The following is a 21316-nucleotide window of genomic DNA, read 5'->3' as shown; positions in this document are numbered from 1 at the left end:
CGGCGGTCCGGGAGGCACCTGCGGGTGCCCCGCCGGTCCTGCGCGGCCCGGTGAGCCCTTACGAGCCCGCCCCGGTGCCTCCGCCGCCCGGCATGCCGGCAGCGGTGGTGATGACCTCGTCGATCAGGCCGTAGACCTTGGCCTCCTCGGCGTCGAACCAGCGGTCGCGGTCCGAGTCACGGGTGATCTGCTCGACCGATTGGCCGGTGTGGAAAGAGGTGAGCTCCGCCATGCGCTTCTTGGTGTGCAGCAGCCGCTCGGCGTGGATCTTGATGTCGGACGCGGAGCCGGCGAGGCCGGCCGAGGGCTGGTGGATCAGGATCTCGGCGTTGGGCAGAGCGAACCGCTTGCCCCGGGTGCCCGCGCTGAGCAGGAACTGCCCCATCGAGGCCGCCATGCCCATGGCGATCGTCACCACGTCGTTCTTGATGTACTGCATGGTGTCGTAGATCGCCATGCCGGCGGTGATGGAGCCACCGGGGCTGTTGATGTAGAGGTAGATGTCCTTGTCCGGGTCGGCGGCAAGGAGCAGCAGCTGTGCGGTGATCCGGTTGGCGATGTCGTCGTCCACCGGCTGGCCGAGGAAGATGATCCGCTCGTTGAGCAGCCGGCTGTAGACCTGGTCGCCGAGGCCGCCACCGATGGAAGGCTCGCCGGCGGCGGAAGGCATCAGATTCGTCACGTATCCACCTGCTCGTCTTACGACGGCGCGGAGCCGTCTCACGTGTTCTGCCGGGGGCCTGGGACCCCGTGCGCCCCTCGCCGGGGCGGCTTCGGGGACTCCCCTGCCCTCGTATTCATGGACCCTAACGCGCAGGCAGGCGGGTGCCATCCCGGTTCAGCGGGTGTTCGCTGTCAGCGCATGGCCGTTGGCGATGCGGGACCCGGCGTCCTGGGCGCCCTTCCGGGCTCCGTCCCGGGCTCCGGATCCATTGTCGCCGCGGGTGCTCCGAAGGTCGCGTTGATGCGGGCTGATCGGTGGTGGCCCGGCCGGGCGCACGGGCGCCGCGACGCCGCGGCGCCCGGCCCTGCCCGGGTATAACGGCCGGCTCCGGACGGTCGTCGGCCGTACGCATACGGCGACGGGCCCCGGAGCGCACACGCGCATCGCGGGACCCGTCGTCACGGCTGTCGAACGTGCGGAGGTCAGGCCTCGGGCTTGTCCTCGGCAGCGGCCTCGGCGGAGCCCTCCGCGGCCTCGGACGCGGCGTCCTCGTCCTCGTCGTCGAGGTCGACCAGCTCGCCGTTGGTGTCCTTGACCGTGGCGGACTCGACCACCACCGCCAGGGCCTTGCCGCGAGCAACCTCGCCGACCAGCATCGGGACCTGGCCGCCCTCGACGACCGCCTGGGCGAACTGGTCGGGGGACATGCCGGAGGAGGCGGCGCGCCGCATGAGGTGCTCGGTGAGCTCCTCCTGGTTGACGTTCAGCTTCTCCTTGTTGACCAGCTCGTCGAGGACGAACTGGGTCTTGATGCCCTTGACCGCGGCCTCACGCGTCTCGGTCTCGTACTCCTCGGCGGTCTTGCCCTGGACCTCCAGGTACTTGTCGAGGGTCAGACCCATCTGGGCGAGCTGGTGGTGCTCGACGTTGTGCTTACGGGTGTTGATCTCGTCCTCGAGCAGCTTCTCGGGGACCGGGACCTCGACCAGCTCGAGCAGCTTGTCCAGGACGCGCTCCTGGGCCTGCGTGGCCTGGTCGTACTGCTTCATGTTCTCGAGGCGCTTGCGGCTGTCCGTCCTGAGCTCGTCCAGCGTGTCGAACTCGGACGCCAGCTGCGCGAACTCGTCGTCCAGCTCGGGCAGTTCGCGGGCGGCGACCTGGGTGACCTTGACCGTCACCTCGGCCTCCTTGCCCGCCGCCGAGCCGCCCTTGAGCTCGGAGGCGAAGGTGGCCTCCTCGCCGGCCGACAGGCCCTTCACGGCGTCGTCGACGCCGTCAAGCAGCTCACCGGAGCCGATGGTGTACGACACGCCCTGGGCGACGCCGTCCTCGAGGACCTCTCCGTCGACCTTGGCCTCCAGGTCGATCGTGACGACGTCGCCGTCCTCGGCGGCGCGCTCGACCGGGGTCGTCGAGGCGAAGCGGTCACGCAGCTGCTCGACCGACTTGTCGATGTCCTCCTCCGTCACCTCGACGGCGTCGACCTCGACCTCGATGCCGGAGTAGTCCGGGATCTCGATGGTCGGGCGGACGTCGACCTCGGCGGTGAAGGACAGGACCTCGTTGTCCTTCAGCTCCTTGATGTCGACCTCCGGCTGGCCCAGCGGGTTCAGCTCGGCCTCGTTGACCGCCTCGGTGTAGAACTTCGGAAGCGCGTCGTTGACGGCCTCCTCGAGCACGGCGCCGCGACCGAACCGCTGGTCGATGACCCGGGCCGGGATCTTGCCCTTCCGGAAGCCCTTCACCGTGACCTGCTGGTTGATCTTCTTGTACGCCGCGTCGAGGCTGTCCTTGAGCTCCTCGAAGGGCACCTCGACAGTGAGCCGAACCCGGGTCGGGTTCAGGGTCTCCACGGCGCTCTTCACGGTTCGGTCTCCTTGTGGCTGACTTCTGGGGGTTCTGCGGGTTCTGCCGAGCTGCTCCGCCCGGGACGGGCGAGCCTTCGACGGAAGGAGCGGGCCCCTGCCTGAGAGACATGGCAGTGCAGACACACGGGCGCGCAGCTTGCATAGTAACCGCAGCCGGTCAGCGCCCCAAAAGGGGATCAAGCAATCCCGCGCCGGGCGGCGCCGGCGCGTGGTCGGGGTGGCGGGATTTGAACCCACGGCCTTCCGCTCCCAAAGCGGACGCGCTACCAAGCTGCGCCACACCCCGTGCTGGTGCGACACGTAGGGTACATGCCCTGGCCGGATGCGTCGGCCCGTTTGTTCACGGGCGCGCGAGCGGACCGACGCGTTGGCCTACGGGGCGGGCGACCCGCTACGATGCCTGCAGTGCCGCGGTCACTGACCTGCGGCGCCTGTTGTTGCGGGCGTAGCTCAATGGTAGAGCCCTAGTCTTCCAAACTAGCTACGCGGGTTCGATTCCCGTCGCCCGCTCTTTTGGCTCAGGGCCAGGTCGGAGGGCCGATCCTCCACCTGGCCCTGATGCGTTTCCGGCCTTCGCCCGGTCCTACGTGCCCGTTGCGCGCCCGTTCGGATTCCGATCTTGCTTGCGCACCTGTTCGACAGCGGCGCGGTTCGTAACCGTCCGCGCCCACCGGCGCCGACGCAATGGCCCCTGCCCGGGTCGATCGGCGAGAGCCCGGATGCCCGGGCCTTGATCTTCCGCGATCGGCGATCTCGTGGTCACGACCGTTGACGAGCTGCCGATGGATCGGCGCGAACGCACGGAGGAGTGCCCTCCGCGATGCTTCGGCTCCCGCGTGGACAGGACCCGGCGCCGATCATCCGTCCGCGTCACGCGATCGACGGGTCCTTCTCCTCGCGCACCGTCCAGGACAGACCGTCCGAGAGGGCTCGTGTCGCCTCTCCGACCCCACGCAACGGGAATACGACGACCGAGGCGGCGGCCAGGGCGCACAGGAGCCAATCGAGCACCCAGGGCAGGTTGCCGGGGCCGAAGCACAGGACGGGGGCGGTGAGCAGTACGGCGAGCAGGGCCCCGCCGAATATCCGGGCGTGAACAGGTGCGGAGAATTTGGCGGTGCGCGGCAGACGCCGGACAGCACGGTCGGAGAAGGGCGGGCGGGTGATGCCGTTCAGGTACGGGCGCGCCTCCTCCGGATCGGCCAGGCCCATGATCACCTCGCCGCCGTCGGCGACGAATGCCGCGGGCAGATCCTCGTCGATCAGCTTCCACCGCTCCGGCCAGCAGAGCCAGCCTTCCTGGCCGCCGAGGCGCAGGGCCGCCCGGCCCACCTCCTCGTGAGAGCCGCCCAGCCTGATCTCACGACCGCCGTCCCGGAGGACGAGCCAGTGGAACTGCGTGATGTCCAACTCACCGGGCTTGTCACCGCGCTTGAGGTAACGCATCCGGACCGGTTCCCCGACCCGGACACGTACGGCGTGGAGCTCGCCCCGGCGGGCGTCCTCGGACAGTACGTGCAACTTTCTGCGCACTTCGGCCTGGCTCGCCCGGCGGCGCGCAAAGAGGAGTGCTTTCACCGTCACCACGAAGACAAAAATGATCAGCGCTCCGGCGAGCACCCCGCCCGAACCGGCGGCCAGCCGGGTGAGCACGAACGGGGTCAGGATGAGGAGGACGGCCCCCGTCGCACGGCCCACGTCGCGGGCGGGCAGCGGGAGCCGAAGCGGCAGCGGCGGCACCGGGGACGGCTGAGTCGCTGCGTAGGACGCCGGGCCGAGCGGCGGCGCCGCGCGGCAGGCGAGCGCCCATGCTCCAGCGGCGACAGCGGCCGCACCGAGCGCCGACAGTATGTCCCCACGCGGGGAGGGGGCGTCGTAGCGTACGAAGACCAGGGCCAGAGCCGTGGCGGCGCAGGCCAGGCCAACGGCGCCGAGGGCGCGGGTGATCGGGGTGGAGCGTCGCATGGGCGTCCTTCACCGAGGAGGTGGAGCGGGGTGGGGGCACCGACTCACGAGGCTGGGTACGCACAGACCGATGGCTCCCGGGAAACGTGCGGGTAGGGATCCGGTGAGCCGGTGGCCGTGCGGCACACCAGTTTGGTCTGTGATCCAGAACAATGTAAAGGAAGTGTGAACCAACTCTGGCGCTGGCGCTCGGACTTGACCTCCGCGGAAGGTCTCGCATGCCCGCTGCTCACTCGTTCCGAGGTGGCACAGCGAGGAACAACGGGGACGACGGGCCCGCCGGCGGGGCGTGAGGGGGACCGGCTGTCGGTGCCGACTGGAAGACTGCGCGGCATGGTCGAACCGAGCCCGAAAGCGGACCTTCTCCGCTACCTGCAGGACGCCCGCGAGGCCCTGCTGTGGAAGCTGGACGGGCTTGGCGAGTACGACGTCCGCCGGCCTCTCACACCGACCGGCACCAACTTGCTGGGGCTGGTCAAACACGTCGCCGGGGTGAAGCTCGGGTATCTCGGTGACACGTTCGGACGTCCGTATTTCGACAGGGGGCCTCCGCCCTGGTGGTACACGGAGGACGCCGAACCCAACGCGGACATGTGGGCCACCGCGGACGAATCGCGCGAACAGATCGCGGGGCTGTACCAAAAGGCCTGGGAGCACTCGGACAGCACGATCAGGTCGCTGCCGCTGGACGCGATCGGACACGTCCCATGGTGGCCGGCTGAGCGGCGCGAGGTGACCCTGCACCACGTCGTCGTCCGCGTGATCGCCGACACCCATCGGCACGCCAGTCACACAGACATCGTGCGCGAACTCGTCGACGGTTCCGTCGGCCGGTCGAAGGGCACGGACACCATGCCGACCGGTGATCCGGCATGGTGGCAGGACTACCGAAGCCGACTGGAGCGGGTGGCGCGGGAAGCCGGCAGCGACTGAACTCGCCTTCGGCGTCCCCACTTCATGGGTCCCCGTGCCGGAGCACCGGCCGACTCGGCGGAGCGTACGACGAGGTGGCCGGCCGTCGCCGAGGCCGTACATCCGCCCGGGGGCGCCTCGTCGCCCGGCGGGGCGGCACGCCCGTAGGGACCGGCGCGCCGAACGCAGGCACCGCGCCGCGAGGGCGCCGCCACCCCTCCTGCCCGGTCAGAAATTGATCGAGTTGATGGTGTCCGCTATGGAGTTGAGGAACCGGTTTATGGACGGAGCCATGCCGGTCGAGGCGAGGAAGAAGCCGAAGAGGATGGCCACGATCGCCGGGCCCGCCTTGATCGAGCCTCCTCGGATCAACACCACCAGGATGATCGCCAACAGCAGCACCACAGACAGTGAAATGGCCACAACTGATCACACCCTCGGTCCGTCCGCTACCCCGGCCCGGAGGCGCCTACCCCTGCACACCCCCGCTGGAACCATCGTGCCACCAACGAGCCCCCCGTATGCGGCCCGTGAGTCATCGTCGGCCACCTCGGACGCACCCGCCGCCGGGACCGCACGGACGGGCGCATGCGAACACGGCGCTCCTGCGCGGTTTTTCAAAGGCGATCGACAGGTATTCGACAGTGATCGTTTCAGTGTGCACACATCATGTTCGCAGTTAATTCGAAAACTGTTGACCGTCCCGCCGGTTCGGACATTTCGCCAGAGTCGCCCGCGAGTGTTATGCACCTTTTAGTCGTGATGAATACGGACACAACGACCCCATGCGGTAGGTAAATCGACACGGCGGCCGATGTGTGCAAGAACACGCCACCACCACGCCGACTTTCGTGAATCCGGGGTACACGCAGGCGAAAGAAGGATTTGCATCGAGGGTTTTACGGAATCCCACGGACAACGCTAGGGTGCCTCAGATGTTCCACGCTGCCTCGTCCTCCGCAAGAGCAACAGGCCCGTCCTCGGCACCGCAGCAGGGTGCACCGACCGCCCAGGCGCAGTCGGCGGCGCAGGTCGTACCGAGACCGCGCGCGCCCCAGCCCGACAAGCCGCCGGCGAAGCAGCGTGACGCCTTCTTCGACAACGCCAAGTACCTGGCGATCGTGCTGGTGGCGATGGGCCACTCCTGGGAGCCCCTGAAGAGCGGCCACCGCACCCTCGAAGCGGCGTACATGTTCGTCTACGCCTTCCATATGCCGGCATTCATCCTGATCTCCGGCTACTTCTCCCGTAATTTCGACATGCGCCCCGACCGGCTGAGGCGTCTGCTGACCGGTGTCGTCGTGCCGTACGTCGTGTTCGAGACGGGGTACGTCCTCTTCAAGCGTGCTGTCGGCGGCGACCCCGACCTGGCGATCAGCCTGCTCGACCCCTGGTACCTGACGTGGTTTCTCATCGCGCTGTTCATCTGGCGGCTGACGACCCCGATCTGGAGGCTCGTCCGGTGGCCCGTCCCGCTGGCGATCCTGATCGCGATGCTCGCCTCCGTGTCGCCCGACATCGGTGACGACCTCGACCTCCAGCGCGTGCTGCAGTTCCTGCCGTTCTTCGTCATCGGTCTGTCGCTGAAGCCGGAGCACTTCGAGGCACTGCGGGGCCGCACGGCACGCCTTGTGTCGGTGCCGGTGCTCGTCGCCGGGCTCGCCGTGGCGTGGTGGGCCGTGCCGCGGATGAACGCGACCTGGTTCTACCACCGCGACAGCGCACAGGAACTGGGGATGCCCTGGTGGTGCGGGCCGGTGATGGTGCTCGCCCTGCTGGGCTGCTCCCTGCTGCTCACGGCCGGATTCTTCGCCTGGGTCCCGGGCCGGACGATGTGGTTCACCACGCTGGGCGCGGGCACGCTGTACGGATATCTGCTGCACGGCTTCTTCGTGAAGGCCGCGGACTACCGGGGCTGGTACGACCACGCATGGTTGCACCGGCCACTCGGTGAGGTGTCCGTGACGCTCGCGGCAGGTGTCCTGGTGACGGCGCTGTGCTCGCCGCCGGTGCGCAAGGTCTTCCGCTTCGTGATGGAGCCCGAGATGACGTGGGCGTTCAAGCGGGACGCGGCGACGCTCGCACGCGAGCGGGCCAGGGCCTGAGGCGCGGGCCCAGCGCGCCGCACGCTCGGCGTGGCGGCGCGGGGCCGGTTGTCGGCCCCGCGCACCCCGTGGAGCGACACGGCGTCAGAGCCCCGGTGTCCCTCGAGGGACACCGGGGCTTTTGCCGTCACGCACCTTTGAGGTGACGCATCAGCCGCTCGAAGTCCGTCCAGCCGGACAGGTCCCCCGGATCCCCCGGGAGCGGGTAGTAGAGCGCGGGGCGGGTCCTCGGCCCCAGCGGGACCGGGGCCTCGGCGAGGGGCGTGCGGCGGGCGCGGTCGCCCGGCATCGTCCGCACCTCCTCCGCACCCAGGACGAAGGCGAACGGGACGCCCGGCCCCTCGAAGCGCGGCGGGACGGACAGGTCACGGCGGGCCTTGCGGATCTGGACCAGCATCGACTGGAGATCGTGCCGGGTGGCGAGCACCTCGGCCGCCCTGCGTACCGCGTCCGTCGGCACCTCCTCCGCGGGCCCGTAGCCGAACGCCAGCGTGACGTCCTCCTCGACCCCGGCCTTCGTACGGGTGATCCGAACCGTCGCGAGCCCGGGACGTTCCGGGGTGCCGACCACCACCAGCCAGGTGGGGGCCGGTGACCGCTCGTGGGCCACGTCCGTCAGCTGCCGCAGCGACCAAGGAAGGTTGGCCGGTTCCTCGGTGCCCCAGCCCGCCGGTGGCTCGCCGGTGATCTCGCGCCACACGGATTCCAGCGCACCGCCGAGCACCAGGCGGTCGTCGGCGGGGTGGACGGCCCGGAAGGAGAGCGCCAACTGCCGCTCGCCCGTGTCCTCGGCGTCCTTCCTGTACGCGTCCGCGACCGGTGTCCGCGGGTCCTGAGGGGTGGCGTCCGGGGACTCCACCGTCGCGAACAGGCCGTTGTTCCACTCCAGTACGGCTCCGGACAGACCGTCGTAGTAGCCGTCCTTCTCGTCCTGCACGACCCAGCGCGAGGGCCATCCCGGAAGGCTGTTGCGGACGGCGGGCGAGAGGCGGGCGTCCGCGGGCGTGACGATCTGCAGGCCCAGTTCGGCGTCGGCCGCGGCCCTCAGGGCGTCCGAGAGCCAGGCCGTCATCGCGACGACCGGGCGGTCCTGGATCAGGACCGCGACCTTGTCGGTGAGCACGTCCACCGCGGGCTGCGCGGCGGCGGGAGTCGGTACCGCGCTGAGCCCCCCGGTATCGACCACGGCGAGGGACGTCGCGGCCTGCGGCGGCCAGGCGGTGCCCCCGACCAGCGACGCCAGACGGGCCGCGAAGGTGCCCGCCAGCCGCTCGGCCGCCTCGACCCCGGTGGTGGCGCGGGCCTCGGTCCACCAGTACGGCACCTCCGGCTCGCTCGCGCCGAGCAGACGTTGCGCCTCGCCCCTGACCTGGACGAGCAGCGGCGCCTCCACGGAGACCAGCGGGCGCCCCTGCTCGTCGCACAGCTGCACGACGGCACCGTCGCCCTCGACGCCGACCAGTGTGTCCGGGCCGCCGGAGAGCAGACCCGCGATCACGCTCAGCGGGTCGGGCATCTTCCGGGTCAGGGCGATGACGTCCTTGGTCATGAGGTCGGCCGTTCCTTCACGATGGTCGGTTCGGATGTCGTACGGGTGCGCGATCGTGGACGCCTCATGGGGCTCGTCCGGTTCACCTGTCCCCCGCGTGCACGGTCTGGATCAGCCGGTTCGGCTCCCCCCGCCGCACCAGCACCCCACGGCCCGAGGGCTGCTGAGTGGCGTACACGCCGGGGAAGAGCTGGCCCTCGCCGCGGTCGCCCGCCATCACCAGCGCCGAGGCCCCGGACTCGCGCAGGCCCTGCAGCAGCGGCTCGTACAGACCGCGGGACGCTCCCGCGACGCGGCGGGTGAGGACGAAGTGGAGGCCGATGTCCACCGCGGAGGGGATGTAGGGCAGGAAGGGGGCGAGCGGCTGCTGGCCCGCCGTGGTGAGGACGTCGTAGTCGTCGACGAGGATCACGATCCGCGGACCCGAACCCCAGCTGCCCGGCTCCAGGTCCTCCCCGTCCGCGCTCTCGTCGGGCAGCCGCTTCTCCAGCTCGCCCGCGATACCGGCCGACAGGGCGCCGGCCAGCTTGGAGTTGTACGCGTAGCCGCCGCGGTACTCCTCGGGGATCGCACCACGCAGCCCGCGTCGCGGGTCCATGATGCCGAAGACCAGTTCCTCGTCGCTGTAGCGCTCGATGAGACCGTTCGCGACGACCTTGAGCAGATTGGTCTTGCCGCACTCGCTGTCACCCATGATCAGAAGGTGCTGGTCATGCTGGAACAGATCGAGCATGACGGGCGCGAGCCGGTTCTGGTCCAGGCCGATCGGCACCCGCCGGGGCTCGGCCACGGGGCCCGGAAGCAGCCGCGGTTCCAGCATGTGCGGCAGCACGCGGACGGGCTGGGCCACGTCACCGCTCCAGGTGGCGCGGATCGAACGGGCCGTGCGTTCCAGGACCGCGCCGAGGTCGGCGGTGTCGGCGACGCCGTCCGTGCGCGGCAGCGCGACCTGGGCGAAGAGCTTTCCGTCGGTGAGGACGCGGCCCTTCTCCTCCGGTGCGAGGGTCTCGGCCAGCTTGCGGTCGACGCTGGACTCGCCGGCGTCGTTCAGGCGCAGCTCCACACGGGTGCCGAACTGGGACTGGGTGGCGATGCGCACATCGTTCCAGCGCAGCATGCCGGCGACGACGTGGATGCCGTAACCGCCGCCGCGCTTGAGGATGTCGACGACCGCGTCGTCCAGCTCCTCGAAGTCGTCCCTCAGGGCGCCGAAGCCGTCGATGAGCAGCACGATCTCGGTGGAGGCCAGCTCCGGCAGACGGCCCGCCGCGCGCAGGTCGCGCAACTGCTCCAGCGAGTCGATGTTGTGGATGCGGAACAGTTCCTCGCGCTGGTCGAGCATGCCGCGCACGGAGTCGATGGTGCGCGCGGCGCGCTCGCGGTCGGCGCGGCCCGCGACGCCGCCCACGTGCGGGAGCCCTGCGAGGGCCTGAAGCCCGCCGCCGACCAGGTCCAGGCCGTAGACGCCGACCTCCTGTGGGGTATGGGTCAGCGCAAGGGACAGCGCGAGGGTGCGCATGAGCGTCGTCTTGCCGGACTGCGGGCCGCCGATGACCGCCGCGTGACCACCCGCGACCGTGAGGTCCAGGTACCACTGGCCCTGCCACTGCTTGGTGGGATCGTCGAGGATGCCCATCGGCACCCGGAGCGGGCCGCGCCGCTTGCTGAGCTGCATTCCGCGCGCCCCGACCTCCACGGGCCCGGCGACCTTGTCGAGGGCCACGGCGTCGGGCAGCGGGGGCAGCCAGATCTGGCGTACGGAGCCGGCGCCGGCGTTCTCGATCTGCTGGACCATGACGCCCATCTCGGTCGGGCCCGTCTCGCGGCGCCGCATCTGCGGCTCCTTCGGGCCCGAACTCTCCTGCCGGCCCAGCGTGTTGTATGCCTCGTACTCCAGGGCCAGCGGACCGGTGTCCTCCTCCTCGCGCTGCACGGGCCCGCGGTAGGCGCCGGAGACATAGCTCGCCTTGAACCGCTCGTAGTGGCTGGTGTCCACCTTGAGGTAGCCGAAGCCGGGCAGCGGCGGCAGATGGAAGGCGTCCGTGGTGTCCAGGACGGTGCGGGACTCGTCGGCGGAGAAGGTGCGCAGACCCAGCCGGTACGACAGATAGGTGTCCAGACCCTTGAGCTTGCCCCCCTCGATGCGCTGGCTGGACAGCAGCAGATGGACTCCGATGGAGCGGCCGATCCTGCCGATGGACAGGAACAGGTCGATGAAGTCCGGCTTGGCGGTGAGGAGTTCACCGAACTCGTCGATCACCACGAATAGGTGCGGCAGCGGCTCCAGATCCGGGCGCTTCTCGGCGCGCAGTGCGGCGTAGTGGCCGATGTCGGCGACGTTGCCCGCATCCTTGAGGACCTGCTGGCGGCGCTTGACCTCACCCGCGAGCGAGGCGTGCACGCGCTCCACCAGGCCCGCCTGGTTCTCCAGGTTGGTGATCACCCCGGCCACGTGCGGGAGGTCGGCGAAGGGGGCGAAGGTGGCGCCGCCCTTGTAGTCGACGAGGACCAGGGAGAGGTCCTCCGGCGGGTGGGTGGCGACCAGCGCGAGCACGAGGGTGCGCAGCAGCTCGGACTTGCCGGAACCGGTGGCGCCCACACACAGGCCGTGCGGGCCCATGCCCAGTTCGGAGGACTCCTTCAGGTCGAGCAGGACCGGTTCACGGCTGTCGCTGATGCCGATGGGCACACGCAGGAACGCCCGTTCGCCGCGCGGTGCCCACAGCCGGTCGAGGTCCAGCCGGGCCACGTCCTCGATGCCGAGCAGCTCCGCGAAGTCGACCGGCCCGGTGAGGGGTGCGTCGACCATGGACTCGGCGGACAGCCGCATGGGGGCGAGCATCCGGGACAGGCCCTCCGCGAACGGGATGCCGACCTCGTCGACCGTGCCGTGCGCACTGATCGGCTCCGCCTCGCGCAGGTCCTCGATGTCGATCCGGGCGCCCTCCACGGTGATCCTGACCCCGACCTGGCCGGGCTCCTGGATCCGCTGGTCGAGCAGGTGCAGCACGGTGACGCCCATGTCCCGCAGGCCTACCGCGTCGTCGGGGCGGGGCAGGTCGACGGCGTCCTCGCCGTGCCCGTCGGTGACGACCAGCAGCCGGGAGGTCATGGCGAGCGCGTCCTTGCCGGACAGACCGCGGCGCAGCTCGGCGGCGAAGGAGGCGCGGCGGCGCAGCTCCGGCCCGATCTGGCGGGCCAGTTGGGGCAGCGAGGGGGCGATGCGGCGGGCGGCCACGGGGCCGTCGAACTGCTCGGAGTCGAGCAGGTGCGGCAGCCACTTCGCCCACTCCCACTCCTCCAGCCGGTCACCGGGCACGGCTAGGGCCATGGCGACGTCGTCGGGGGCGTGTGTGGCGGCCGCCTGGACCATCAGGGCCCGGGCCACACGCAGGGTGTCCTCACGGGCGCCGATGACGCTGATGTTGCCGACGCGGTCCAGCGGGACGGTGAGCGGGAGTTCGGTGCCGGTGCCGAACCGGGCCGTGAGCGCGGACGCCTCGTTCAGCATGAACTGGTCGGGTGGGGTGAGCACGGAGGAGCTCTGCTGACCGACCTTCAGATCCCGTACGGGCATCTCCCCGGTGCCGACACGTACCCGCAGGAAGTCGCCGTCCATGCGCCGCCGCTCCCACAGCCGGGCCGGGTCGCGGACTATGTCGTACAGCGCGTCCGGCGGCGGGTTGAGCACCTGGGCCCTCTCGCGCCGCTGCCGCTCCTCCTTCGACAGCTCCTCGCGCAGGTCCTCCAAGTAGGCCAGGTAAGCCTCGCGTTGGGTGCGGCGCGTGCGCTGGGCCTTGCCGCGCTGGGAGAACACGAGGGCCATGGATCCGGCGATGGTCACCACGAGGATGATCGCGCCGAGTCCCGCGAACTGGCTGTTGCGCACGACGGTCATCATCACGACGGACGACATGACGCCGGCGACGGGAAGCAGCGAGGTCGCGATCGAACCCGCCTTCCCCTCGGGCAGGTTGGGCGGCGCCTCGATGGTGCGTGGTTCCGGGGCCGGCGACGGCCGGGTGGTGCGGGCCGGGCGGTGGATCAGTCTGGTGCTCATCTGCCTGTTCCTCCCCCTGTTTTCAGCGGCGCTTCTGGGAGAGCTGGAAGACCTCCGCGGCCAGGCGCGTGGCCGCCCGGCGGGTGTCGTGCGCGAGGAGTTCGGTGCGGATCGTGCCGCCGGCCGCCAGATGCCGGTCGTAGGGCAGTACGTGGACCCTGGCGCCGGTGGCCTTCAGCGTCCCGGCGGCCTTGTCGACGTCGAGTCCGGCGTGCGGAACCATCTCGCTCAGCGTGACGACGGTCCCCTCGATGACGTGCCTGGGCAGACCGCGCATCCACTCCAGTACGGCGTACGTGCTCGAGACGCCCTCCAGCGTGGCGGGCGCCGTGAGCACGCGGGCCTGGGAGGCGGACAGCGCGACGCGGGCGACCTCCGCGGGCAGGGTCTCGCAGTCGACGACCGTGACACCGAAGTAGCGGCGCAGGGACACCATGACCCGCTCGTACGCCTTGGTGTCCAACATCGCCCCGATCTGCCCCTGGCTGCCGGGCAACAGCCATGCGTTGTCGGGAAGTTGGACGAGATAGCCGGTGACGTCGAACAGTGACATCTGCGGCTCCACGATGCTCGCGACATCGCCGGTGGTCCAGCGGAGCGTCTCGGCGCCGAGCCGCAGCGGCAGCGTGCCGAGGGCCGGGTCGGCCTCGATGATGAGCGTCGGATCGTGGCGGTAGTGCGCGTACGTGGTGCCGAGCAGCGCGGCGACGGTCGTCTTCCCGGCTCCGCCCCGGATGGAGGTGACGGCGATCTGACGGCCGGTGGTCACGGCCTGCTGGAGCACCTCGGCGGTGGCGGTGGCCTCGGCGACCTCACTCGCGGCGGAGGAGGAGACGGTGCGCCGCGCGGCACGCAGGGCGCGGGCGGTGAGGGGCTCGCCGTGGCGCGGCTTGAGGCCGGCGCCGGCGAGCTGCTTGTCCGTCACCGGGCGGGAATCCGGGGTGCGGACCTGCGGCCGGGGTTCCGCGGGCCGCTGGGCGGGGACCGGCTGGGGCTGCGCGGGGGCGCCCCGGTGACCGGCCTGCGCCTGTGCGGGCGCGGGCTGCTGGGGGTGACCCTGGCCCTGCGCGGGTGCGCCCTGCGGATGCGGCTGGGACTCCGGCTGCCCGGAGGCTCCCCTCAGGTCGCGCAGCACGTCGCTCTGCCAGTTCTCGCCGTTCGGCATGTCACCCTTCTCTCCTGTCCGCCCCGCCCCGGAGCGGCCGCACCATGTGTCAGAACTTGTTGAGCAGCTGCCCGTAGATACCGAAGACGCCGACGGCGAGCGGGAACAGTCCGATCACGCCGATCGACTCGATCAGATCGGCGATGCGCCGCAGTCGCACCTGCACGTGCTCCGGCGGCTGCACGGCGAGGACCAGCAGCGGCAGCACCGCCGCCGCGCACAGCACCGCGAGCGGCCCGGCGCCCGTGGCGTGGTCCATCCACAGCACGACCAGGCGCAGCACGAGCAGCGCGGCCGCGGCGAACAGCGCGACCACCTCGGCGACCAGCGGGAAGGCCCGGGCACGGGACAGCAGCACGACGGCGACCAGCGACGCCAGGGTCACGGTCCATGCGGTCGGCACGGGTGCGGTGGTCAGCAGCCAGCCTCCGGCGGCGGCCGACGCGGCGGTGGCGATGGTCGCGAGGGCGAGTCCGCGGTGGGTGGCCGCCAGCGCGTTGCCGACCTGGTGGCGGCTGACCGAGACGCCTCCCGACCGGCGGTCGTCGAGCCCGGTCAGCCCGGAGGCCATGAGTGCGAACCGGGGCAGCAGGCCGAGCAGCACGACCGAGAGCACGGCCATCACGGCGCCCAGCTTGGCCGGGTGGTCCTGCACGGCGGCGACGGCCTCCCAGACGCCGGCGATGACGGCCGTCGCACCCGCGCCGATGAGCCCTCCGCGGCCGAGCGGGGAGAGGAACGCGAGCAGCACGAGGGTCAGCACCAGCGCGGCGACGACACCGGCCAGCCGGGCGGTCCCGGGCCAGTCGTAGGCGTCGGCGGCGGTCCAGGCGGTGAGCAGCCCCAGTCCGCCGGAGGCGAGCAGCAGAGCGGTGGCCAGGCCCTGGTTGCCGTCCCCGATCTTGGCGACGACGGCTCCGGCGGCGAGGAGGACGAGCGTGGCGACCACGAGTCCCGCGGCCAGGGAGTGGAGGTCGAACTCGCGCCGGGCCAGGACGGCCGCGGCCACCGCGAAGACGAACGTGGCCACACCGGCGCTGACCCTGCGGGCGGCCGGGCGCCAGCGCCAGGCACGCAGGTCGAGGTCGTCGGCGACCTGGTCCGTCACATCGTGCACGACGGGCGCGGGCGGTGCGGCGTGTGCGCGTACGAGTTGGAGCACGGCACCGTCGGCGACCTCGGCCGAGGACAGTGTGGCGTCGTGCGGCAGCACCGAGCCGTCGGAGGTGACGAGTTGTCGCGTCATGGGACGTGCGGCGGCCCGGTCGTCGAGCAACTGCAGGATGTCCGGGAGCAGTTGGCCGATCGGGGTGTCCGACGGCAGAACGATGTCGGCTCGCCGCCGCTCACCGACCAGGGTGACCCGGCTCAGCTGGGCCCGGGACGTCGCTGCTGTGCTCACCACTTGCGGGAACCTACCATCGTGATGTTGTCCGAAACGGGGCTTCTATGAGGGGAGTCCGTGGCGTCCGAGCCCTCTGGCGTGGTGTCCGAGTTCTCTGGCGTGGTCATGCCCACTGTGGGCGCCCCCCTCACCTGTTCTCCGTGGCGTGGCTCGTGCCGCCGGGCGTCGGGCTCCCGCTCGCCCCGGACGGGTTGTACATCTGCTCCTGCTGCTGTTCCTGCTTCTTCTGCTCGGCCTTCTGTTTGGCCAGGGTGGCCTGGAGGAAGGACCAGCCGACGCATCCGGCGCACAGCACGGCGGCGATCGCGATGCCCGCGAAGAGCTTGCCGAGCCGCTCGTCCACCGTGCGCCGGCCGCGCTGGGCGCCGAAGAGCAGCGCGTCGCGCATCCGGCGGCGGCGTACCGCCACCGACTCCAGCAACTGGCTGTCGTAGTCCCGTGCCATCAGTCGTCCTGAGCCGTTCCGTGCCGTCCTGTGTGGAGTGTGGTCACTTGAGGGGCCGTCAGTCGTCGGGACCGAGGCCGAGGTACGTCCGCATGGCGCTGTACTTGCGGGTGAGCCGCTCGGCGGCGGGGGCGTCGAGGGCGGCGAGCCGCTGCGGGTCGGCGTTGTGGGCGAGGTCGGCCGCCTTGACCAGCCGGGCGCCCGGGGTGGCGAGGATGCGCCGCGCGTACGCCTCCGGCTCTTCACCGGGGCGCTTGGTCACGGCCCTCACCACGTCCTTGGTCGCCTGCGGCAACGCGGCCGCCTCCAGCCACCCGTCGTCGAGGACGCCGTCCTCGACGGAATCGTGCAGCCAGGCGGCTGCGACGAGTTCGTCACCGCCCCCTCGGGCCCGTACGCCCTCGGCGACGGCCCGCAGATGCTCCGCGTACGGCCGCCCCGCCTTGTCCTGCTGCGCGGCGTGCGCGGCGCACGCGATGGCCTCGACCTCGCCCAGGCTCATGTACGCCTCAGATGACCGCGGTTCGTGCGGCATGAGCGGCATGGCAAGCTCCCCCTCACTTTGCCCCTGCAACATAAGGCATGGACGAGCGGGGAGTACACCCCGGGTGCGGGTGCGCACGCTTGGTGTACGGAATCCCGCCGGGAGTCCTTCGGCTTGGCACCGTTGCTTGCACATCCGGCGATCGTCAAGTTCGGTCGACGGTTACTAACCGTAGCTCCGGCGGGACGGCGGGCTACAACGTAAGATCATATTGACGTCGTCGAGTCGCGGGTTGGTCGACGGTTCCTACTCGCCTTTGGCGAGAGCCTTGACTGCTGCGGCGTTCGGGGCGTCGGTGAGAGAGCCCGGCAGGGCCCACCCCTTGACGCCCGCCTCTGGGTCGCCGTACAGCTCGGCGAGCGCCTCGGACGGCCGGATGCCCCGCCCCTTTGCCTCCTCCAGGATGGCATGCCAGCTGCCGCCCTCGATGAACGCCCGCGGCCCGACCACCTCCCGCGGCTCCCATGCGGCCGCATCGTCCTCGTCAGCGGCCCACACATACCCAAGGACCACGCCGTCCTGCTTGTCGACCACCGTGAAGTACCGCACCGGCTTCCCGGTATCGGACTGGTAACGCGGCGGCCCCGGAGACACCTCGTTGAACCACATGTCGTCGTCGAAGCGGGGATTGATCGGTCGGTCACTGCTCATGAAATCCACATTCCTTTACCTCTGCCAGATCCGCAACGAGGCTACGGCCTCGGCAGAACCTCCCCGTAGACGTGCCACTTGCCCGCCTCGTCCATGAAGACGCGCGTCACCTTGTACTCCGTACCGCGGGCGAGGAGCAATTCTCGTTCGCCGGGGTACTTGGAGAGGTGATCCAGCCAGAGAGCGGGTGTGCCCTTCGGCACCCGCAAATGCATCCACACTGGTTTCGCGTCGAAAGGAGGAGGCGGCGTCTTGCCGAGTGCCGTGGAGGTGTAAGCCTTGTCGTCATACACGCCGCCCCGCATGTCCATCGGCGTGGGCAGATGAAGGTGATCGACGCCAGTACCACGGACGACCATGATGTCCTCGGGCACTGGGCGAGCCCCCATGACATTGTCCATCTCATCGATCGTGTGCAACGTCTCCGCCGACGTGTCAGTACCGAAGCGGAGGTGGCCGTTGATGTCGTCGTAAGCATTACCTGTGTAGGTGACCAACGACTCCCTCGACTCAGATGTGAGGTTGTCCAGGAAGTCGTTCCAGTACGCGTTGCCGTAATCGAAACCGGCCTTGTTACTCGCGCTGGGCACGGGGTTCGTGCCATCCGCCAGTTCGGCCGTGGCTACCGCATGCTTCTCAGCATCGGTACCCAGCCTGGCGAACTCTCTCTCCGACATCGACGGCTTGTACTCGAACGGTTCCCCGCCCCCGCTGTGACTCAGCGGGTCCGTTCCCGGGTGGCCAGGGGTGGCCGATGCGTCGGTGCCGTGGTGCGCGGCGGCGTCCACACCGTCGTGTCCCAGATCCGTGTGGTCGGCGTCGTGCCCCGAGCCGTCGTGCTCCCCGCCATGGTGGTCGTGCGCCGCACCGTCATGCTGGTCGTGCCCCGAGTCGTGGGCCCCGTCGTCTCCGTGGCCGTTTGGTGTGTCGTGGCCGGAGCCGTGGGGGAGGTCGTGGCCCGCGCCCGGGTGGGGCGTGGCGGCGGGGGCGTCGTGCGGCGTCGCGGTCGGCGTGTGCTCGAATGCCGCCGGTGCATGCCCGTGCGGCGTCGCGGTCGAGGTGTGGTCGAACGTCGACGGCGCCGGCGCGTGCCCGTGCGGTGCCGTCGGCGGCGCGTGGTCGTACGTCGCCGGTGGTCCGTCGAAGGTGCCGCTCGGTGCGTGGCCGTGGATGCCGTCGGGAACGCCGTCCCCCGCCCGTACTCCGGACAGTGCCGGTTCCTGGATGGTCCAGTCGGCCGGGAGGCCCGGTACCACCTCGTGGGGTGCCGGGGTCGTGTCGATGGTTCCGTCGTGCCCGATGAGATTGCCGTCGGTGTCCAGCAGGCGGCCGTCCGGCAGGTGCACTGAGCCGTCGGGGAGTTTGGGGATCTCGATGTTGCCGACGCCCTTCAGCGCCTTGCTGATGTCCCCGATCTTCGACAGACCCGCACCCGCACCCTTGGCGACATACGTCATCGGATCGATGACCTTGCCCGCCTTACCCGCCAACGACAACGCCTTCGCTACCGCACCCGCCTTGCCCGCACCCGACGCCGCACCACCCGCACCACCCGTGAACACCGTCGTCAACACATTGAACGTCACCGCACCCGCAGCACGAGCAGGATTCTTCCCCCACTCGTCCCACGCCACCAACGCCTTACCCGTCTCCTTCATCGCCGTACGCGAATCACGCAACCACGACGGCAACTTGTCATCCGGCAACGCCCAGAACAACGCCCCCGCACCCGGCACCGACGAAATCACCAAACCCGTCGCCAACTGCGCCAGACCCTTCCACGCCTGACCCATCGCCTCCCAACCACCAAAACCCACCAACGTACCCAGGCCCTTGATCGTCCCCCACACGCCATCCACGATCAGCCCGTCCCACACAAACGACTTCACCCAATGGCCGACCTCATACCAGTGATGCCGCTCCTCCACCGGATCACCCCAGGGAAGCTTCGCGCCCTTCATGTCCTCGGCACTGAACCCGTACTGGTCCTTACGCTCCGAACCATCCCCCGCCACCATCTGCGTCCCACCGAACAACGCAGTGATCTTGTTGTGACACGTCCGCTCCGCCGCCCAGAACGCCGCCACCGCCGCCGTCACATCATCACGAATCCGATTGTGACGATCGACCTTGTCCCCGTCGTACTCCCAATCCCCATCACCCTCGACGGAATCCACGAACGCCGACGCATCCGCCTTCAACTGCTTCAGCCTCGCCACCAGCGGACGGATCTCCACCGCATACGACGACAGAGCCGACGACACCGTCTCCAGATCACCCGCGAACCCGTCCGCCCGATCCGCCACCGGCTTCGTCGTCGCGAACAACCGCTCCGCCTCCGGCGCCCGGTAATACGCCGACAAGCCCTGGAACTGCGTATGCACATCCCGACCCGTGGAACGGATATGCGACGCATCCGACCTCAGATCCCCGTAATCCTTCTCCAACTGCGCCAGATCACCCGTGAACTGCGGAATCTGCCCAGGATCGATCACGCCCCACCCACCCCCGGCACATCCACCCGCGGCTCCGCCAACGCCCCCCGCTGCGCCCGCGCCGCCATCTCCTCATCCCCCCGCAAATACGCCGTCGTCGCATCCACCGCACCCTGCAACGACTTCCCCGCCCGCAACGCGATGTACTGCAAATCCTTCGTCGCATGCTCCGCATACTGCGACAACGCCAAAGCCACCAAACCCCCCTGCGCCTTCCCCCCACCACCCCCGCCACCCTCAGCAGACACAGTCCCCGCACTCGACGCCGCCGACGTCAGATGCTCCCCATACGCCTTCGCCTGACCCTCAAGATGCGACGCCGTCTCACCCGTCGACTTCAACACACCCTGAATACCCTGCGGCTTCAGATCCCAGCCGGTCATCCCCGTCGTCCTCCGCGTCCAGCCCAGCAACAGCCACCGTCACGTGACGACCCGAAAGCCGCCCAGGACCGCCGACGGGGCCGACCGTCGTCCACGCCCGCCGGCCCCGACCAACACCACCCACGTCAGCCGATGTTGTCCACCGCCGACTTCGCCTTCGCGATCGTCGACTGCGCCGTCGAATCGTTCTGCTCCAACGTCGACTTCAACAACCCGATAATGTTCTTGACCTCCTGCGACGCACGATTCCACCGCAACTCCTTGCCGTGGTACTCATCCGCCACACCATCAGCCGAGAAATCCGCCATCGCAGCCTTCACCTGACGATCACGCTGCGCAATAACCTCCTCCAACCGGCCGATCACCGCCTGGATATTGCCCTGCACATCCGCCGACGCACCCGTGTCATACGACCGACGATCCGCACCCGAACCCGCCATCACACACCACTCCCCGTAAAGACCCAGCCCAACAACCCCGCACCACCCAGAAGATCAGCCCAGGCAAACACACCACCGAAACCCGACGGCCCAGCGGAAACACACACCACCCAAGCCCCACGGCTCAACGGAAACGCGCACCGTCGAAGTTCGCCGCCGACATCTGACCCCGAGCGTTGTCACCCTGCTCCTGATCACCCGAGGAGAACGCCGAATCCATCCCCGACTGACCACCCAGGATCGCCGCCAACGACCCGTTCAACTCCCTGGCGATCCCATCCGCCCGCAACTTGAACTGATCGAACGCCACCCGACCCGCACCGTTGAACTTCCCCTCCAACGGCTGCGCCGCCTGCACCAACTGACGGATCAACGTCCCCAGATCATCACTCGACCCACGCGAATCCTTCATCAGCGTCGACAGGGTCTGCGCCCCCATATCGAACTTCATCTTGCCTCCCCGTTCCCGACCTGCCGGCGTGCGGCCTGCGCGCACCCATCTCTATCAACTCCGCGATTGCCCGTGCAATCGGAGCCGACGGGACTGCCACAAAGGTGTGACCAACCCGTCGTCGAGTCCGGGACATTCACCCCGAACGGCGCATGGGAGTAGCCCGTCAGGGGCAGTTGAGGCGGCCCAGGGCCGCCGTGGGGGCGGACGCGAC

The 21316-nt window shown here is 69.7% G+C and carries 17 protein-coding genes and 2 tRNA genes; 3 read left to right on the top strand and 16 right to left on the bottom strand.

Annotated elements, in window-relative coordinates; genetic code table 11:
• Window positions 1-58 precede the first annotated feature (58 nt).
• The 3 genes from RCR19_RS24280 to RCR19_RS24270 all read right to left on the bottom strand — a co-directional run bounded on the left by RCR19_RS24280 (window position 59) and on the right by RCR19_RS24270 (window position 2818).
• Window positions 59-670 (bottom strand): ATP-dependent Clp protease proteolytic subunit, encoded by a 612-nt coding sequence (locus tag RCR19_RS24280; protein WP_059131659.1) that lies wholly within the window; start codon window positions 668-670, stop codon window positions 59-61.
• 476 nt (window positions 671-1146) lie between these two features.
• Window positions 1147-2529 carry a trigger factor gene (gene tig, locus RCR19_RS24275; protein WP_331267041.1) on the bottom strand — a complete coding sequence of 461 codons (1383 nt, stop codon included), beginning with the start codon at window positions 2527-2529 and terminating at the stop codon, window positions 1147-1149.
• Between the two features lie 212 nt (window positions 2530-2741).
• Window positions 2742-2818 (bottom strand) — tRNA-Pro (locus RCR19_RS24270).
• 153 nt (window positions 2819-2971) lie between these two features.
• Between RCR19_RS24270 and RCR19_RS24265 the strand changes: the two genes are divergently transcribed.
• Window positions 2972-3042, top strand: a tRNA-Gly gene (locus RCR19_RS24265).
• A gap of 360 nt (window positions 3043-3402) precedes the next feature.
• Here RCR19_RS24265 and RCR19_RS24260 read toward each other — a convergent pair.
• A complete protein-coding gene (locus RCR19_RS24260) occupies window positions 3403-4497 on the bottom strand; it encodes a hypothetical protein (protein WP_331267040.1) in 1095 nt (364 codons plus the stop codon).
• Between the two features lie 333 nt (window positions 4498-4830).
• On the opposite strand from RCR19_RS24260, the gene RCR19_RS24255 reads away from it, so the two are divergent.
• Window positions 4831-5430: a DinB family protein gene (locus RCR19_RS24255; RefSeq protein WP_331267039.1), complete on the top strand. Its 600-nt coding sequence runs from the start codon at window positions 4831-4833 to the stop codon at window positions 5428-5430.
• Between the two features lie 207 nt (window positions 5431-5637).
• Here RCR19_RS24255 and RCR19_RS24250 read toward each other — a convergent pair whose 3' ends face one another.
• Window positions 5638-5832: a hypothetical protein gene (locus RCR19_RS24250; RefSeq protein WP_059131620.1), complete on the bottom strand. Its 195-nt coding sequence runs from the start codon at window positions 5830-5832 to the stop codon at window positions 5638-5640.
• A 512-nt stretch (window positions 5833-6344) separates the two neighbouring features.
• Here RCR19_RS24250 and RCR19_RS24245 point away from each other — a divergent pair.
• On the top strand, window positions 6345-7514 hold the full coding sequence (locus tag RCR19_RS24245) for an acyltransferase family protein (protein WP_331267038.1): 1170 nt from the start codon (window positions 6345-6347) through the stop codon (window positions 7512-7514).
• A 127-nt stretch (window positions 7515-7641) separates the two neighbouring features.
• Here the strand turns inward: RCR19_RS24245 and RCR19_RS24240 are convergent, their stop codons facing one another.
• The 11 genes from RCR19_RS24240 to RCR19_RS24190 form a co-directional block, all read right to left on the bottom strand.
• Window positions 7642-9063, bottom strand: a complete 1422-nt coding sequence (locus tag RCR19_RS24240) for a DUF6177 family protein (protein ID WP_331267037.1) — start codon at window positions 9061-9063, stop codon at window positions 7642-7644.
• An 82-nt stretch (window positions 9064-9145) separates the two neighbouring features.
• Window positions 9146-13123 carry a type VII secretion protein EccCa gene (eccCa, locus tag RCR19_RS24235; protein ID WP_331267036.1) on the bottom strand — a complete coding sequence of 1326 codons (3978 nt, stop codon included), beginning with the start codon at window positions 13121-13123 and terminating at the stop codon, window positions 9146-9148.
• Between the two features lie 22 nt (window positions 13124-13145).
• The gene (locus RCR19_RS24230) at window positions 13146-14288 is read right to left on the bottom strand and encodes a MinD/ParA family protein (protein WP_331267035.1); all 1143 of its coding nucleotides are present in this window, start codon (window positions 14286-14288) and stop codon (window positions 13146-13148) included.
• A gap of 49 nt (window positions 14289-14337) precedes the next feature.
• Entirely contained in the window at window positions 14338-15693 is a 1356-nt protein-coding gene (gene eccD / locus RCR19_RS24225; RefSeq protein ID WP_331267034.1) for a type VII secretion integral membrane protein EccD, read from the bottom strand.
• Between the two features lie 127 nt (window positions 15694-15820).
• Window positions 15821-16138: a hypothetical protein gene (locus RCR19_RS24220; protein ID WP_331267033.1), complete on the bottom strand. Its 318-nt coding sequence runs from the start codon at window positions 16136-16138 to the stop codon at window positions 15821-15823.
• Window positions 16139-16196: 58 nt separating this feature from the next.
• The gene (locus tag RCR19_RS24215; RefSeq protein ID WP_331267032.1) at window positions 16197-16673 is read right to left on the bottom strand and encodes a phosphohydrolase; all 477 of its coding nucleotides are present in this window, start codon (window positions 16671-16673) and stop codon (window positions 16197-16199) included.
• Window positions 16674-16928: 255 nt separating this feature from the next.
• The gene (locus RCR19_RS24210; RefSeq protein WP_331267031.1) at window positions 16929-17333 is read right to left on the bottom strand and encodes a hypothetical protein; all 405 of its coding nucleotides are present in this window, start codon (window positions 17331-17333) and stop codon (window positions 16929-16931) included.
• A 41-nt stretch (window positions 17334-17374) separates the two neighbouring features.
• On the bottom strand, window positions 17375-19828 hold the full coding sequence (locus RCR19_RS24205; protein WP_331267030.1) for an ADP-ribosyltransferase: 2454 nt from the start codon (window positions 19826-19828) through the stop codon (window positions 17375-17377).
• Entirely contained in the window at window positions 19825-20211 is a 387-nt protein-coding gene (locus RCR19_RS24200) for a DUF6507 family protein (RefSeq protein WP_331267029.1), read from the bottom strand. The genes RCR19_RS24205 and RCR19_RS24200 overlap by 4 nt, the downstream gene beginning before the upstream one ends.
• A 125-nt stretch (window positions 20212-20336) precedes the next feature.
• Window positions 20337-20651 carry a pore-forming ESAT-6 family protein gene (locus RCR19_RS24195; RefSeq protein ID WP_331266926.1) on the bottom strand — a complete coding sequence of 105 codons (315 nt, stop codon included), beginning with the start codon at window positions 20649-20651 and terminating at the stop codon, window positions 20337-20339.
• A gap of 124 nt (window positions 20652-20775) precedes the next feature.
• Window positions 20776-21102, bottom strand: a complete 327-nt coding sequence (locus tag RCR19_RS24190) for a hypothetical protein (protein WP_331266925.1) — start codon at window positions 21100-21102, stop codon at window positions 20776-20778.
• Window positions 21103-21316 lie beyond the last annotated feature (214 nt).

The sequence above is a fragment of the Streptomyces sp. WAC07094 genome (assembly GCF_036320405.1).
Classification (GTDB): domain Bacteria; phylum Actinomycetota; class Actinomycetes; order Streptomycetales; family Streptomycetaceae; genus Streptomyces; species Streptomyces lannensis.
Note: the sequence above shows the minus strand (reverse complement) of the source record. Positions and strands in the feature narration are given on the sequence as shown.

What these genes read in the sequence shown, in the direction of transcription:
- RCR19_RS24280 (WP_059131659.1), bottom strand. Translation starts at nt 670, where the DNA reads ATGCCTTCCGCCGCCGGCGAGCCTTCCATCGGTGGCGGCCTCGGCGAC.
- RCR19_RS24260 (WP_331267040.1), bottom strand. Translation starts at nt 4,497, where the DNA reads ATGCGACGCTCCACCCCGATCACCCGCGCCCTCGGCGCCGTTGGCCTG.
- RCR19_RS24255 (WP_331267039.1), top strand. Translation starts at nt 4,831, where the DNA reads ATGGTCGAACCGAGCCCGAAAGCGGACCTTCTCCGCTACCTGCAGGAC.
- RCR19_RS24245 (WP_331267038.1), top strand. Translation starts at nt 6,345, where the DNA reads ATGTTCCACGCTGCCTCGTCCTCCGCAAGAGCAACAGGCCCGTCCTCG.
- RCR19_RS24240 (WP_331267037.1), bottom strand. Translation starts at nt 9,063, where the DNA reads ATGACCAAGGACGTCATCGCCCTGACCCGGAAGATGCCCGACCCGCTG.
- eccCa (WP_331267036.1), bottom strand. Translation starts at nt 13,123, where the DNA reads ATGAGCACCAGACTGATCCACCGCCCGGCCCGCACCACCCGGCCGTCG.
- RCR19_RS24230 (WP_331267035.1), bottom strand. Translation starts at nt 14,288, where the DNA reads ATGCCGAACGGCGAGAACTGGCAGAGCGACGTGCTGCGCGACCTGAGG.
- RCR19_RS24220 (WP_331267033.1), bottom strand. Translation starts at nt 16,138, where the DNA reads ATGGCACGGGACTACGACAGCCAGTTGCTGGAGTCGGTGGCGGTACGC.
- RCR19_RS24215 (WP_331267032.1), bottom strand. Translation starts at nt 16,673, where the DNA reads ATGCCGCACGAACCGCGGTCATCTGAGGCGTACATGAGCCTGGGCGAG.
- RCR19_RS24210 (WP_331267031.1), bottom strand. Translation starts at nt 17,333, where the DNA reads ATGAGCAGTGACCGACCGATCAATCCCCGCTTCGACGACGACATGTGG.
- RCR19_RS24200 (WP_331267029.1), bottom strand. Translation starts at nt 20,211, where the DNA reads ATGACCGGCTGGGATCTGAAGCCGCAGGGTATTCAGGGTGTGTTGAAG.
- RCR19_RS24195 (WP_331266926.1), bottom strand. Translation starts at nt 20,651, where the DNA reads ATGGCGGGTTCGGGTGCGGATCGTCGGTCGTATGACACGGGTGCGTCG.
- RCR19_RS24190 (WP_331266925.1), bottom strand. Translation starts at nt 21,102, where the DNA reads ATGAAGTTCGATATGGGGGCGCAGACCCTGTCGACGCTGATGAAGGAT.